General features: G+C 68.9%; 2 protein-coding genes. Both read right to left on the bottom strand.

The window, feature by feature from the left end; translation table 11 throughout:
- Positions 1 to 12436 (bottom strand): non-ribosomal peptide synthetase (locus tag FQU96_RS41655; protein ID WP_146547355.1); only part of this gene is annotated, 12436 nt, incomplete at its 3' end.
- A gap of 3 nt (positions 12437 to 12439) precedes the next feature.
- Positions 12440 to 17236: a non-ribosomal peptide synthetase gene (locus tag FQU96_RS41650; protein ID WP_218575082.1), complete on the bottom strand. Its 4797-nt coding sequence runs from the start codon at positions 17234 to 17236 to the stop codon at positions 12440 to 12442.
- Positions 17237 to 17274: the final 38 nt, after the last annotated feature.

The raw sequence follows: 17274 nt of genomic DNA, 5'->3' as shown, positions 1-17274 counted from the left end.
CGCAGCTCAGTGCCTCCGCTTCGGGACGCGCCAACGCCCGCGCACGGATCCGGGCCGTCGCCGGTTCAAACCCGTAGCGCGCCAATACCTGCCCAGCACGATCCGATCGAAGCTCGATAGCGCCAAGACACAGATCGTCATCCTTCGCCAGTTGATCGAGCACCTGCGCGTAGTGCGCTGCCAGGCGCTGGATGGTTGCGCGATCGAAACGCGCCGCGTCCCACTCCCAGTCCAGATCCAGCGTCGAGCGCGGCGTTGCGGTCAAGGTCAGCGGGTAGTGGGTCCGATTCATGGTATCGGCCCGCACCACGCGAACGTCGGTGGCCGCCTGGAACAGCGCCTCCTCGACGGGATAGTTCTCGAATACGAACAGGGTATCGAACAGCGCTTCGCCGGACCGATCCGCCCAGCGCTGGATGTCACTGAGCGGGGTGTATTCGTACTGCCGCAGCTCGCTGTTGTGCGCCTGCAGGTCGCGCAGCCACGTCGTGACGTCCGCCGTGCCCGGCACCTGGAACCATAACGGCAGGCTGTTGATGAACGGCCCGAGCATGCCCTCCACGCCGGGGAGCTCCGCCGGGCGGCCCGATACCGTAATGCCGAACTTGACGGCACGGCGCCCGCCGTAGCGCGCCAACAGCACCGCCCATGCACCTTGCATCAGCGTGTTCAAGGTGATCCGGCGACGCCGCGCCACCTCGACCAGACGCGCGCTCAACGCCGGACCCAGATCCTGTTCAAACCGGAGCGTGCCCGTCTCGACGGCAGGCATGCGCGGCAGGCTCTCGACCAGACCGATCGGTTCCTCGACGGCAGATAGCCTGGCCCGCCACCAGGCCTCCGCACTCCCCTGGCGCGACAACCATACGACGTAGTCGCGATACGGCACCGATGGCGGCAACGACGCCGGGCGGCCGGCGGCTCGCGCCGCATAGTCCTGGACGATCTCGCCCAGCAGGCGCGCCATGCTCCAGCCGTCCGTCAGCAGGTGATGGTTCGTCCACACGAGGTCGTGGTTGTTGTCGGGCCGGCGGAACAACGCGACGCGCATCAGCGGTGCGGTCCGCAAATCGAAACCGCGGTCCACGTCCTGCTGCCGCCAGGCGGCGAGACGCGCCTCGTGGGCCGTCTGGCTCCCGTCGCTCCAGTCCTGCGTCGTGAAGGTAAGCTTTGCCCGACGGCAGACGACCTGCAGAGCGTCGTCGCCCTGCTGCCAATCGAACTGCGTGCGCAGGATGTCATGCCGGTCGACCGCCGCTTGCCAGGCAGCACGCAAGGCTTGCTCATCCAGCGCTCCGGTCAGCTGCAACCGGATCTGATTGACGTACAGTCCCTCGCCGGGACGCAGCAGGCTGTGGAACAACAGCCCTTGCTGCAGCGGTGTCGCCGGGTACACGTCCTGCACCGTCTCGATGCGCACACCCAGCCGCGCCAGCCCAGCCTCGTCCAACCCCGACCGTGGATAGTCCGATCCGGTTGCCCGTGGCACCGCAGTCTCGCAGTGCTGCACCAGCACCCGCAGCCGTGCCTCGAACGCCGCTGTCAGTTTCGCGACCGTCGTCGCGCTCAGGACGCCGGGACTGTACCGCCAGCTCAGCCGCAGACGGCCTTCCGCCACCAACCCGTTCAGGTCCAGCACGTGCTCGAGTTCGCTCGATACCGTCATCGAGCGGCCGCCGGACTCCGACGCGAACCCGAACGGCCCGTCCCGCTCAAGACTCTGGTCGAACTGGCCCAGGTAGTTGAAGCTCACGCCAGGACGCGCCTGCGCACGCAGCTCTTCGCGCACGGCCGCGTCGCCATATCGCTGCAGAAGCCCCCAGCCGCTGCCCTTGCCCGGCACCGACCGCAGGCGCTCCTTCACACCACGCAACGCCTCACCGGCGTCTGCCCGTGCTTCGAGCCACACGGGGTGGCGCGTCGTGAACCATCCCACGGTCCGGCTCACATCCACACCCAGCGCCTCGGACAGCGCCTCACGACCGTGGCCTTCCAGATCCACGAGAATACCGTTACTGCCGCTCCACGCGCCCAACGTCTGCGACAGCGCCGTCAGCAATACCTCGTCCACGCCCAGCCGGTACGCCCGCGGCGCCGCGCGCAGCAGACGACGCGTCTGTTCTTCATCCCATTCGTGCGTCTGTACTGCACTTGCCCCCAGGCTGCGATCACCCTCGCCTTCCACAGGCAGATGGCCGCTCGACCCGCTCAGCGCTTTGCGCCACCACGTCAGCTCCTCCCGTACCGCCGCGCTGCGACCGTGCGCCGCCAGCCGATCCGACCAGGCGCTCCACGGCGTCGACACCGGCGGCAGCGTCACCACGCGGCCCGACACCGCCTGGCCGTAGCCCTCCTGCAGGTCCTCCAGCAGGACCCGCCACGACACGCCGTCCACCGCCAGGTGATGGATCGCCAGCAGCAGCCGGCTCTCTCCACCCGGCACCAGGAACAGGCCGGCCGCCAACAGTGGGCCTTGCGACAAATCCAGGCCCGCCTGCAGCCGCGTCCCGCGCGCCGACAGTTGCGATACCCAATCCCCTTCTGCCCGCAGGTCCACCACGCTCAGCAGTCGATGTGCCTCCGACACCTCGACCCGCTGCTGCCAGTCACCAGCTTCATCCCGGCCGAACCGCAGCCGCAACGCGTCGTGCCGTACCACCAGCGCCGACAGGGCCCGCTCCAGTCCTGCCTCATCCACGTCGCCCTGAACCCGCAACAGCACCGCCTGGTTCCAGTGGCTGGGGCCCTCCGGATAGCGCACGAAGAACGACGCCTGGATCGGCGTCAGCGCCTGCCACCCATACGTCTCCGTGAGGCCGGCGCTCGCGTCCCGTTCGGCCACTGCCGCCAGTTGCTCGATGGTGGGACGCTCGAACACCTGCCGCGGCGTCAGGCCCAGCCCCTCACGCCGCGCCCGCGCCACGATCTGCAGGCTCAGGATCGAGTCGCCGCCCAGCGCGAAGAAATCGTCCGTCACGCCGATGTCGTCGCGCTTCAGCACAGCACGCCAGATCCCCAGCAGACGCGCCTCGACACCATCGCGTGGATCAACACGCTCCCCGCCCGCGACCTCAGGCGCCGGTAGTGCCCGGCGATCCACCTTGCCGTTGGGCGTCAACGGCAAGGCGTCAGCCACCACAAACGCCGACGGCACCATGTAGGCCGGCAGCAGCCCCTGCAGGTGCGCCCGCAGGTCCTCCACGTCCGGCGCAGCGCCGCCGCGCCCCACCACATGCGCGACCAGTCGCCGGGTACCCGGAATGTCCTCCCGCATCACCACGGCCGCCTGACCCACGGCCGCATGCGCCATCAGGGCTGCTTCAACCTCGCCCAGCTCGATCCGATACCCCCGGATCTTCACCTGGTCATCGCTGCGCCCGACATAATCCAGGCTGCCGTCCGCGCGCCAGCGAACACGGTCGCCTGTCCGGTACACGCGGCCACCGCTGCCCGTCGGATCCGGCACGAACCGATCCGCCGTCAGGCCCGGCCGCCCCAGGTACCCGCGCGCCAAGCCAGCACCGCCCACGTACAGTTCGCCCGCCACACCCACTGGCACCGGCTGCAATGCCGGATCCAGCACCAGCAAACGCACATTCGCGAGCGCACGGCCGATCGAAATCGTTCCCGTCCACGCCGTGTCCGCGTCGACCTCGTGCACCGTGCAGCCCACTGTCGTCTCGGTCGGGCCGTACTGGTTGAACAGGCGCACATCAGGCGCTTCCCGACGCCAGTCCGCGATCGCCTCCGCCGGCAACGCCTCGCCGCCGATCACCAGCGATCGCGCCCGACCCGCCAGCGCTGACGCCGGCATCACCTGCTTCAGCGCCTCCACATGCGATGGCGTCAGCTTCACCAGTGTCAGGTCATGGTGAGCCTGCAGCGTCTCGGCCAGACCCTCGACCCCGGTCTCGGACGACACCAGCACCAGCGCCTGGCCACACGCCAGCGGCAGCAGCGTGCTCGTTACCGTCGCATCGAAGCTCAACGATGTGCTCACCAACGCGCCCGTGCCGCCGCTGGCGTCGTACGCCCGCGCTGCGTGGCTCAGGTAGTTCACCACGCTCCCGTGCTGGACCATCACGCCCTTGGGACGACCCGTCGATCCCGACGTGTAGATCACGTAGGCGAGATGCCCGGCGGCGCCGTTCGGCTCCGGTGTCGTCGCCGGATGACATGCAATCGCCTCTGCGTCGTGGTCGAGTTGCACGACCTGGTACGTTGCCGCGGCGGGCAACGCCTCGCGTGCCGCCGACGTTGTCAGAACCACCGCCGGCCGCGCGTCGGATAGCATCAATGCCAGTCGTTCGCGCGGGTAGGCTGGATCGAGCGGCAGGTATGCCCCGCCCGCCTTCAGCACACCCAGGAGGCCCACCACCATCTCGGGCGAGCGCTCCAGGCACAGCCCCACCACCACATCAGGGCCCACGCCCAGCGTACGCAGATGGTGCGCCAACCGGTTGGCCTGCCCATCAAGGTCGGCAAAAGTCAGGCGCCGGTCTCCGTCGATCACCGCCGGTGCCTGGGGGTTGTGCCGTGCCTGCCCTTCGATCAGCGCGTGGACGCAACGGTCATGCGGATAGTGTGCTGCCGTGTCGTTCCACGCCACCACAACCTGGTGGCGTTCGTCAGCATCGGTCAGCGACAGCGCCTCCAGGCGACCTTCCAGGTTCGACGCCAGCGCCGACAGCAGCCGCACATAGTGTTGCGACAGACGTTCCACCGTCGCCCGGTCCAGGCGCTCGCCATTCCAGACCCAGTTCAAGGTCAGCGACGGCTCGGGTGTTACGACCAGTGTCAACGGATAGTGTGTGCGTGTGACCTTGTCCGCGGCAACGATGCGCAGATCGGTGGCCGCGGCGCCCAGCTCCCGCTCGACCGGATAATTCTCGAACACCAGCAGCGTGTCGAACAGCGCCTCACCCGACCGGCCGGTCCAGCGCTGCACATCGCCCAGCCCGACATGCTCGTACTGCCGAAGCTCCGCGTTGTGGCCCTGCAGGTCACGCAGCCACGCCCCGACCGCCGCCGCCGGCGGCACCGCCAGCCACAGCGGCAGGCTGTTGATGAACAGACCCACCATCCCCTCGACGCCAGGCAGTTCCGCCGGGCGACCAGACACCGTCATCCCGAACCGCACGGACTCGCGGCCGCCATACCGCGACAACAACAACGCCCACGCACCCTGCATCAGCGTGTTCAACGTCACACGACCCACGCGCGATGCTTCCTTCAGGCGCGCCGTCAGATCGGCACCAAGGTCGACACGCTGCTCCTGCGGACCCGCTTCCACCGCGGACGGACGGCCCAGACTCTCCAGCAGACCCACAGGCTCTTCCACCGATCCCAGCTTCGTCCGCCACCAGTCCTCGCCGCTCGCCTGGCGCGACAGCCAGCTCACGTAGTCCCGGTATGGCGCCGGATCCGCTATCGGGGCTGCCTCACCCCGGACACGGCCCGTGTACTCGCGCACCACCTCGCCCAGCAGCCGCGCCGTGCTCCAGCCGTCCGTCAGAACGTGGTGGTTCGTCCATACAAGGTCATGCCCATCGTCGGGACGGCGGAACAGCGCCACACGCAGCAGCGGCGCCGTATCCAGCTCGAAGCCCTGCGCAACATCGTCACGCCGCCACGCCGCCAGACAGGCTTCGTAGTCTTCCACCTGCCGCCAGTCCGTCGCCATCCACGGCAGCTCGACACGCCGCAGCACGATCTGACGCGCTTCGCCACCCTCGCTCCAGGCAAACCGCGTCCGCAGGATCGGATGCCGGTCCACCGCCGACTGCCACGCAGCCCGCAGCGCCGCCGCGTCCAGCGTTCCCGCCAGCCGCAGCCACAGCTGGTTCACATAAAGGCCCTCGCCTGGCTGCAGCTGGCTGTGGAACAGCAAACCCTGCTGCAGCGGCGTTGCCGGATACACCTCCTGCACGTCATCAGCCGACAAACCGAGCCGCGCCAGATCCGCTGCCTCCAGCCGCCAGCCAGAACCCGTCCCGGCCTCCATCTCGAGCATCGCCGCCGGCACCGCGACCTGGGCCAGCTGCTCGATGGTGGGACGCTCGAACACCTGCCGCGGCGTCAGGCCCAGGCCTTCGCGGCGCGCCCGCGCCACGATCTGAAGGCTCAGGATCGAGTCGCCGCCCAGCGCGAAGAAGTCGTCCGCCACGCCGATGTCGTCGCGCTTCAGCACAGCGCGCCAGATCCCCAGAAGACGCGCCTCCAGCGCCGTCCGCGGCTCAACGCGATCCCCATCGGACGCAACCGCCGACTCCGACAGCGCCCGGCGATCCACCTTGCCGTTCGGCGTCCGCGGCAGGGCGTCAGCCACAACAAATGCCGACGGCACCATGTAGGCCGGCAGCAGCCCCTGCAGGTGCGACCGCATGTCCTCCGCATCCGGCGCGGCACCATCGCGCCCCACCACATGCGCGACCAGTCGCCGGGTGCCCGGAATGTCCTCACGCATCACCACGGCCGCCTGACCCACGGCCGCATGCGCCATCAGGGCTGCCTCAACCTCGCCGAGCTCGATCCGATAGCCCCGGATCTTCACCTGGTCATCGCCGCGCCCGACATAGTCCAGGCTGCCGTCCACACACCAGCGAACGCGGTCGCCTGTCCGATACAGGCGATCACCATGACCATACGGGTCGGGTACGAAGCGTTCCGCCGTCAGACCAGGCCGCCCGAGATAGCCGCGCGCCAAGCCAGCGCCGCCCACATACAGCTCGCCTGTTACACCCACCGGCACCGGCTGCAATGCCGGATCCAGCACCAGCAAACGCACATTCGAAAGCGCATGGCCCAGCGACACCGTCCCTGTCCACGGCGTCTGCTCGTCGACCTCATACGCCGTGCAGCCTACCGTGGTCTCGGTCGGGCCGTACTGGTTGAACAGACGCACATCAGGCGCTTCCCGGCGCCATGCCGCGATCGCCTCCGCCGGCAGCGCCTCGCCGCCGATCACCAGAGATCGCGCCCGGCCCGCCAACGCCGACGCCGGCAGCACCTGCTTCAAGGCCTCCACATGCGATGGCGTCAGCTTCACCAGTGTCAGGTCGTGGTGGGCCTGCAGCGCCTCGGCCAGGCCCTCGACCCCGGCCTCCGACGGCACCAGCACCAGCGCCTGGCCGCACGCCAGCGGCAGCAGCGTACTGGTCACCGTCGCATCGAAGCTCAACGACGTGCTCACCAGCGCGCCCGTGCCGCTGCTGGCGTCGTACGCTCGCGCCGCATGGCTCAGGTAGTTCACCACGCTCCCGTGCTGGACCATCACGCCCTTGGGACGACCCGTCGAACCAGACGTGTAGATCAGGTAGGCGAGATGCGCCGCGGCACTGCACGGCTCTGGTGCTGTTGTCGGATGACGGCCTATGGCCTCTGCATCAATGTCGAGCGGCACAATCCGGCATGCGACCGCCGCCGACAGCATCTCGCGGGTTGCCGCCGTGGTGAGCACCACTGCCGGTCGCGCGTCGGACAGCATCACGGCCAGCCGCTCACGCGGATAGGCCGGATCCAGCGGCAGGTACGCCCCGCCCGCCTTCAGCACGCCCAGCAGGCCCACCACCATCTCCGGCGAGCGCTCCAGGCACAGCCCTACCACCACATCAGGGCCCACGCCCAGCGCACGCAGATGGTGCGCCAGTCGGTTGGCCTGCCCATCAAGGTCGGCGTAGGTCAGGCGCCGGTCTCCGTCGATCACCGCCGGTGCCTGAGGGTTGTGCCGTGCCTGCCCTTCGATCAGCTCGTGGACGCAACGGTCTTGCGGATAGGGCGCTGCCGTGTCGTTCCACGCCACCACAACCTGGCGGCGTTCGTCCGCGTCGGTCAATGACAGATCGTCGAGGGGGTTCTCCAGGTTCGACGCCAGCGCGTCGAGCATCCGGATGTAGTGTTGCGACAGGCGTTCCACCGTCGCCCGGTCCACGCGCTCCCCGTCCCACGCCCAGCGCAGCCTCACCGTCGCGTCCGGCATCACCGACAGCGTCAGCGGGTAGTGCGTCCGCTCCACCGCCTCCGTCGTCACAATCCGCAGATCCGTCGGGACCGCGCCCAGCTCCCGCTCCACGGGGTAGTTCTCGAACACCAGCAGCGTGTCGAACAGCGCCTCGCCTGACCGCCCCGCCCAGCGCTGCACATCGCCCAACCCCACATGCTCGTACTGCCGAAGCTCGACGTTGTGCGCCTGCAACCCGCGCAGCCACGACCCGACACGCGCCTCACCCGGCACTTCCAGCCACAGCGGCAGGCTGTTGATGAACAGACCCACCATCCCTTCGACGCCAGCCAGCTCCGCCGGACGGCCCGATACCGTGATCCCGAACCGCACCGATCCACGACCGCCGTAGCGCGACAGCAGCAACGCCCACGCACCCTGCATCAGCGTGTTCAGCGTCACGCGGCCCAAGCGCGATGCTTCCTTCAGCCGCGCCGTCAGCTCTTCTCCCAGATCGACACGCTGTTCCTGCGGACCCGCTTCCACCGCCGACGGACGCCCCAGGCTCTCCAGCAGACCCACCGGCTCTTCCACAGCCCCCAGCTTCGTCCGCCACCAGTCCTCGCCGGTCCCCTGGTGCGACAGCCAGCCCACGTAGTCCCGGTACGCCGCCGGCGCCGCTATTGCCGGTGTCTCGCCGCGCACCCGCGACGCGTACTCGCGCACCACCTCGCCCAGCAGCCGCGCCGAGCTCCAGCCGTCCGTCAGAACGTGATGGTTCGTCCACACAAGGTCGTGGCCACCGTCCGGACGCCGGAACAGCGCCACGCGCAGCAGCGGTGCCGCGTCCAGCACGAAGCCTTGACGAACATCCTCACGGCGCCATGTCGCCAGACGGCTCTCGTAATCCGCCTCGCTGCGCCAGTCCGTCTCCGTCCACGGCAACTCGGCACGCCGCAGCACGATCTGGCGTGCCTCGCCCCCCTCGCTCCAGGCAAACCGCGTCCGCAGGATCGCGTGACGGTCCACCGCCGACTGCCACGCAGCACGCAGCGCCGCAACATCCAACGTGCCCTCCAGCCGCAGTCGCAGCTGGTTCACGTACAGTCCCTCGCCCGGGCGCAGCAGGCTGTGGAACAGCAGTCCCTGCTGCAGCGGCGTCGCTGCGTATACGTCCTCAACCACATCGGCCGACAAGCCCAGCCGCGCCAGATCCGACTCCTGCGGCCGCCAGTCGGAAGCCGCGCCGGCCTCCGCTACCGGCGTCGCTTCCAGCGGCGCCGCCACCTGTGCCAGATGCTCGATCGTCGGGCGCTCGAACAGCTGTCGTGGCGTCAGGTGCAGGCCCTCACGCCGCGCCCGCGCCACGATCTGCAGGCTCAGGATCGAGTCGCCGCCCAGTGCGAAGAAGTCGTCCGTCACACCGATGTCGTCACGCTTCAGGACAGCGGACCATACCGACGCCAGCTGCGCCTCGATCGCCGTCCGCGGCGCCACGCGTTCACCGACCACCGCTTCCGGCTCGGGCAGAGCGTTACGATTGACCTTGTCGCTCGCGTTGAGCGGCAGCGCCTCCAGGACCATCACCACGGAAGGCACCAGGTGCCCCGGCAGACGGTGCGTCAGTGCCGCCTTCACGGCGGCGCCATCGACCGCCCCGACCACGTAGCCCACCAGGCGGCGGTTCGCGCCGTCACCCCGCACCATGGCCACGGCTTCGCGCACGCCGTCGCAGGACCGCAGCGCGGCTTCGACCTCGCCCAGCTCGATGCGAAAGCCGCGGATCTTCACCTGCTGGTCCAGGCGGCCGAGAAATTCCACGGTCCCGTCCATCCGCTCGCGGCAGAGATCGCCGGTGCGATACAACCGGCCACCGACGCTGCGCGGATCCGGCACGAACCGCTCGGCCGTCAGACCCGGACGCGCCAGGTATCCGCGCGCCAGGCTGTCGCCGCCGACACACAGCTCGCCCAGTCCGCCCACCGGCGCTTCATTGCCGTCGCTGTCCAAGACATAGATGCTGCGACCGGGATACTTTCCGCCGATGGGCACCGCGACCTGCGTGATGTCGTCGGCGCAGGTCTGGCGGTACAGGACGGATATCGTCGTTTCGGTCGGGCCGTACCGGTTGTCCAGCCGGATATGCCCAAGCGGGCCCTCGCGCCAGTGCTGCAGGGCATCGCCGGGCAACGCCTCGCCGCCCACCGTGACACGCCGCAGATGCGGCACGTCGGCCGGCAGACCGCGCAACCATTGCTGCCAGTAGGCTGTCGGAATGTCGGCCACGGTCAGACGTTCGTCGACCAACTGGCGGTTCAGCGTGTCCCAGTCCCACAGGGTGGGGCCGCGCATGACGACACGCCCGCCGACGGTCAGGACCGGCAGGAGCTGCTCGATGGCGCCGTCGAAGTTGAAGGTCGAGAACTGAAGGACGGTGTCGGCGGCACTGTAGCCGAAGGCCGGCATGAAATCGTCGAGATGCAGGCTGAGCGCACGGTGCGATGTCGCGACGCCCTTGGGCCGGCCCGTCGAGCCCGACGTGTAGATCACATACGCCAGCTGGTCGGCCTCGATCACCTCTTCCCAGCCCGACGCACTCTCGTCGCCGACGTCGCTTACCACCACGCGCGGGCAATCCGGCAGGATGTCGCCCAACCAATCCGCGTGCGCGGTGTCGGTCACCACGCAGCGCACGCCTGCGTCCTGCACCATCTCCCGCAACCGCGCCGGCGGATACGCCGGATCCAGCGGCACGAATGCACCACCCGCCTTCAGCACGCCCAACAGGCCCGCGACCAGCCCTACCGACCGCTCCAGGCACAGGGCGACCAGCACTTCACGGCCAACACCCAGTTTCTTCAGCCGGCGGCCGATGCGGTTCGACCATGCGTCCAGTGCGCCGTAGCTCAGACGCTCGCCTTCGCAGCTCAAAGCCTCCGCGTCCGGGTGCGCCGATACCTGCGCGCCGATCCGGGCTATCACGGGCGTAAAGTCATAGCGCACGAGCTGCTGGTCGGGACGCTCCCCGCCCATCGCCAGCTCCCCCACGCGCCGATGCCCGACGTCCGCGCGCACGAGTTGCGTCAGCAGCGACACGTACTGGCGGCACAGGCGCTCGATCGTCGTCTCATCGAACAGATCCCGCGCGTAGTCGAAAGCGATCCGCAAGCCATCCGTGCGCTCAGTCACGTTCAGCGTCAGGTCGAACTGCACCGTCGACGGACCACGCTCCACGCTGGCGACGGCGAGGCCGGGCAACGACGGTGCACCACGCTCGTAGGCCTGCTGCAGGTTGAACATCACCTGGAACAACGGCGTGTGGCTGAGGCTGCGGTCGGGCTGCAGAGCGTCCACCACCCGCGCGAACGGAACCTCCTGGTGCGCCTGCGCCTCCAACACGCGGTCCCGCACCTGATCGAGCACCGACGCCACCGGCATGTCGCCCGACAGGTCGGTTCGCAGCACCACCGTATTGACGAAGAAGCCGATCAGACCTTCCGTCTCCAGACGGCTGCGGCCGGCCACGGGCACGCCGATGCGAACGTCGCCCTGGCCGCTATACCGATGAAGCATCATGCCAAACGCGGCCAGCAGCACCGCGAACAGCGTCGTTCCGTGCGCCCGCGCCAGGCGCTGGAGATCCTCCAACAGGTCGGCGGGCATCTCCCGTACGACACGACCGCCGACTTCACTGCGGCTCATCATGCGCTGGCGATCGACCGGCAGTGCCAGAACAGGATGCTCCGTTCCCAGACGCCGGCGCCAATAGGCGAGCTGCTCGGAGATCATGGTCTCGTCCAGCCATTCGCGCTGCCAGCGGGCATAGTCGCCATACTGGATCGGCAACATCGGCAGGGCGGCCGTCTGGCCGGTCCGCTCCGCGAGGTAGAGGGACACGAACTCCTTCAACAGTACGGAAATCGACCAGCCGTCCGAGACGATGTGATGCATCGCCACCAGAAGAACGTGTTCCTGTGCCGACAGACGGACCAGTCTCGCGCGCAGCAAGGGTCCCTTCTCCAGATCGAAGGGCGCCGCGCTGGCGTGCCGCAGGTCACTGTCCAGCCGCGCGTCCCGCTCTTCCACGGGATCGGCGCTGAAATCGGCCTCGGACCAATCATACGCCGCCTGCGCTTCGACAACCTGCCAGGCGACACCATCGTTTTCTTCGAAGCGCGTACGCAGCACGTCGTGCCGCGCGACGACCTGCATCAGCGCCACGCGCAGCGCCGCCTTGTCCAGGTCGCCCGACAGTCGGACGCCGCCCGACATATTGTAGGCGGCACTGTCCGGCTGCAGGCGCCACAGGAACCACAAACGCTCCTGCCCATCCGACAGTCGTGTCCGGTTCGTGCGGTCGCTGAGCGGGACGATCGGCAGCTGCGATGGCCGCAGCGCATGGCTGGCGAGGCGCGCCCGGAAGGCCTCGCGCTTCGGCGCCGGCAGCGCGGCATAGGTACGAGAGAGATCGAGCATCTCGTGGGCGAGGCTGGCCATGACTCAGGCATCCCCTGCAAGTTCGTCGAGCCAACCCTTCATCAGCCCGACATTGGCGGCCGTCGTGGTGCGGCCAGGAGCGGCGAGGACGCTGGCCAGGTCCTCGATCGTCGGATGGCGGAACAACTCACCCAGTTCGACGGGCTGCCCCAGGCGGTCAGACAGACGCGACACCGCGCGCACCGCCAGCAGCGAGTTTCCGCCAAGCTCGAAGAAGTTGTCGCGCACACCGACACGCGCCACGCCCAGCACCTCCGTGCAGACGAGCGAGAGCACCTCCTCTGTTGGCGTTCTCGGCGCCATGTACGCGGTCTGCACCTCGGACGCCGGCAGGGCTTTGCGGTCGAGCTTGCCGTTAAGCGTGCGCGGCAGCGCATCGAGCGTCACGATGAGCGCCGGCACCATGTAGTGCGGGAGCCGCCGCGCCAGAGCCGCCTTCACAGCGCGCCCATCGGCCTCGCCGACCACGTAAGCCACCAGACGACGGGTATCCCCGGTACCACTCAGCGCCACCGCCGCGTCCCGCACGCCGTCGCAGGCCCGCACTGTCGCCTCGATCTCCTCCAGCTCGATGCGGAAGCCGTTGAGCTTCACCTGCTGGTCCAGGCGGCCGAGAACCTCGATCGAGGCATCGTCTCGCCGGCGGCCCAGATCACCGGTTCGATACAACCGGCCGCCTTGACCGTCCGGATCAGGGACGAAGCGTTCGGCCGTCAGACCCGGACGGCCCAGGTAACCGCGCGCCAGGTTCGTACCACCGATGCACAGCTCGCCGACACCGCCCGGCGGAGCGATCTGGCCGACCGCATCCCGCACGGTGATCTGCGTGTCGTGGATAGCGGCACCCACGGTGATGGCGTCGCCGGCGGTAATGCGTGCCAGGCTCGACCAGATCGTCGTTTCGGTCGGCCCATACATGTTCCAGAGTTCGACGCCGCGCGATAGCAGGGCCACGGCAAGATCCGGCGGCAACGCCTCACCGCCGCAGAGCGCCTTCAGACGACCGGCTGCCCAGTCCGCCTCCAGCAGGAGGCGCCAACCCATCGGCGTCGCCTGCAGAACCGTTGCGCCGCTGCGTTTGATCAGGCCGGCGAGCTTTGCGCCGTCAGCGATCGCTTCCGGCCGCGCGATCTCCACGCGCGCCCCGGTGACCAGCGGCAGATAGATCTCCAGGGCGGAGATATCGAAGGAGAGCGACGTCACGCTCAACCAGACGTCGCGCGCTACGAGCGCCGGGCAGTCGCCCATGCTGGCCAGCAAGCGATCCAGCGCCTCGTGTGATATCGCCACACCCTTGGGACGGCCTGTCGAGCCCGACGTGTAGATCACATACGCCAGCTGATCGGCGGCGATCGCCTCGTTCCAGCCCGCCGCGCTCTCGGCGTCGACCTCGCTCACGACAACCAGCGCGCAGCCCTTCAGCACCGCGCCCAACCGCTGCGCGCTTGCCGCGTCGGTCACCACGCAGCCGACACCCGCGTCCTGCACCATATGGCGCAGCCGGGCCTCGGGATATGACGGGTCCAACGGCACATAGGCGCCGCCCGCCTTCAGCACGCCCAGCAACCCGGCCACCATCCCTACCGATCGCTCGAGGCACACGCCCACGCGAACGTCGCGGCCCACGCCCAGCGTCTTCAGGCGTCGCCCGATCCGGTTCGACCATGCCTCCAGCGCCCCGTAGCTCAGGCGTTCACCCTCGCAGCTCACCGCCCCGGCATCGGGACGCGCCATCGCCTGTGCCGCGATCTGGGCCGTCACCGGTGTGAAGGCATAGGCGGTCAGCGACCGCACCGACGGTGCCGCTTCACCCAAACTGATCGCGCCGACAGGCTTCTCGAGCCCCTCGGCCAGCGCGCCGAGCATCCGGATGTAGTGTTGCGACAGGCGTTCCACCGTCGCCCGGTCCAGGCGCTCGCCGTCCCACGCCCAGCGCAGCCTCATCGTCGCATCCGGCATCACCGACAGCGTCAGCGGGTAATGCGTGCGCTCCACCGCCTCCGTCGTCACAACGCGCAGATCCGTCGGGACCGCGCCCAGCTCGCGCTCCACGGGGTAGTTCTCGAACACCAGCAGCGTGTCGAACAGCGCCTCGCCGGACCGACCCGCCCAGCGCTGCACGTCGCCCAGTCCCACATGCTCGTACTGCCGCAGCTCGACGTTGTGCGCCTGCAACCCGCGCAACCACGCCCCGACACGCGCTTCGCCCGGCACGTCCAGCCACAGCGGCAGGCTGTTGATGAACAGGCCCACCATCCCCTCGACACCAGCCAGCTCCGCCGGACGGCCCGATACCGTGATCCCGAACCGCACCGATCCACGACCGCCGTAGCGCGACAGCAACAACGCCCATGCGCCCTGCATCAGCGTGTTCAACGTCACGCGGCCTACGCGCGACGCTTCCTTCAGCCGCGCCGTCAGCTCCTCGCCCAGATCGACACGCTGCTCCTGCGGACCCGCTTCCACCGCCGACGGACGGCCCAGGCTCTCCAGCAGACCCACAGGCTCTTCCACAGCCCCCAGCTTCGTCCGCCACCAGTCCTCGCCGTTCCCCTGGTGCGACAGCCAGCTCACATAATCCCGATAAGGCGCAGGCGTCACTATTGCCGGCGTCTCGCCGCCCACGCGCGCCGCGTACTCTCGCACGACCTCGCCCAGCAGCCGTGCCGAACTCCAGCCGTCCGTCAGCACATGATGGTTCGTCCACACAAGGTCATGGCCGCCGTCAGGCCGCTGGAACAGCGCCACGCGCAGCAGCGGCGCCGTATCCAGCTCGAAGCCCTGCCGGACGTCCTCACGGCGCCACGTCGCCAGACGGCTCTCGTAGTCCGCCTCACTGCGCCAGTCCGTCTCCGTCCACGGCAACTCGGCACGCCGCAGCACGATCTGGCGTGCCTCGCCCCCCTCGCTCCAGGCAAACCGCGTCCGCAGGATCGCGTGACGGTCCACCGCCGACTGCCACGCAGCCCGCAGCGCCGCAACATCCAGCGTGCCCTCCAGCCGCAGACGCAGCTGGTTCACGTACAGGCCCTCGCCAGGGCGCAGCAGGCTGTGGAACAGCAACCCCTGCTGCAACGGCGTCGCCGCGTACACGTCCTCAACCGTCTCAACGCTCACACCCAGCCGCGCCAACCCGGCCTCGTCCAGCCCGGACCGCGGATAATCCGACCTCGTTGCCCGCGGCGCCGCACTCTCGCAGTGCTCTACCAGCACTTGCAGCCGCGCCTCGAACGCCGCCATCAGTTTCGCGACCGTCGCCGCGCTCAGGACACCAGGACTGTACCGCCAGCTCAGACGCAAACGGCCCGCGCCCACCAACCCGTTCAGGTCGAGCACATGCGCCAGCGGGCTCGCGCCCGTCATCGAGCGGCCGCCGGACTCCGACGCGAACCCGAACGGCCCGCCCTGATCGAGGCTCTGGTCGAACTGGCCCAGGTAGTTGAAGCTCACGCCAGGCTGCGGCAGCACTTTCAGTTCATCGCGCACCGCCGCATCGCCATAGCGCTGCAACAGCCCCCAGCCACTGCCCTTGCCCGGCACCGACCGCAGCCGCTCCTTCACGCCGCGCAGCGCCGCACCCGCATCCTCTGCTGTCGCCAGCCACACAGGATGCCGCGTCGTGAACCAGCCCACCGTCCGGCTCACGTCCACACCCAGCATCTCCGACAACGCCTCGCGACCGTGGCCTTCCAGGTCCACGAGAATGCCGTCACCGCCGCTCCACGCGCCCAGCGTCTGCGACAGCGCCGTCAGCAGCACCTCATCCACACCCAGCCGGTATGCCCGCGGCGCCACGCGCAGCAGACGACGCGTCTCGTCCTCATCCCACGTCTGCGTCTCTGTCGCGCTCGCTTCCAGGCTGCGATCGCCGTCGCCTTCCACCGGCAACGCGCCAGAAGCGTCGCTCAGCGCTTCGCGCCACCAGCCCAACTGCGACTGCACACCCGCGGTGCCGCCGTGCTCGGACAGACGCTGCACCCAGGCACTCCATGGCGTTGCCACCGGCGGCAACACCACCGCATGATCCGATAGAGCCTGGCCGTAACCCTCCTGCAGGTCTTCCAGCAGCACCCGCCACGACACGCCGTCCACCGCCAGATGGTGGATCGCCAGCAGCAACCGGTTTTCGCCGCCGGGTACCCGGAACAAACTCGCTGCCAGCAGCGGACCCTGCGATAGGTCCAGGCTCGCCTGCAGCTCAGTCCCGCGCGTCGACAGCTGGGCGATCCAATCCGACGCCGCTCGAAGGTCGTCCACCACCAGCAGCCGACCCGGTTCCCAGGCCACCACGCGCTGCTGCCATGCACCCGCTTCATCGCGCGCGAACCGCAGCCGCAGCGCGTCGTGACGCGCCACGAGCGCCGACAGCGCCCGCTCTAACGCAGCCACATCCACGTCGCCCTGCGCACGCAGCAGCACAGCCTGGTTCCAATGACCAGGCGCATCCGGGTGACGCGCGAAGAACGACGCCTGGATCGGTGTCAGCGCCTGTGCCGCCAGGACCTCTTCCAATCCGGCCGCTGTCTCGCGCAGCGCCACTTGTGCCAGCCGCTCGATCGTCGGCCGCTCGAACACCTGCCGCGGTGTCAGGTGCAGGCCGTCACGACGTGCCCGCGCCACGATCTGCAGGCTCAGGATCGAGTCGCCACCGATGTCGAAGAAGTCGTCGGTGACGCCGACGTCGTCGCGCTTCAGCACCGAACGCCAGATCGCAACCAGCCGTGCCTCGACCTCGCTGCGCGGACCGATACGCTCCGCCCCCGTTCCTGCCTCAGGCTCCGGCAGCGCTCGCCGGTCCACCTTCCCGTTCACCTGCACCGGCAAGGCCGGCAGAACCA

The sequence above is a fragment of the Reyranella sp. CPCC 100927 genome, assembly GCF_007859315.1.
In the GTDB taxonomy this organism is placed as follows: Bacteria; Pseudomonadota; Alphaproteobacteria; order Reyranellales; family Reyranellaceae; genus Vineibacter.
Note: the sequence above shows the minus strand (reverse complement) of the source record. Positions and strands in the feature narration are given on the sequence as shown.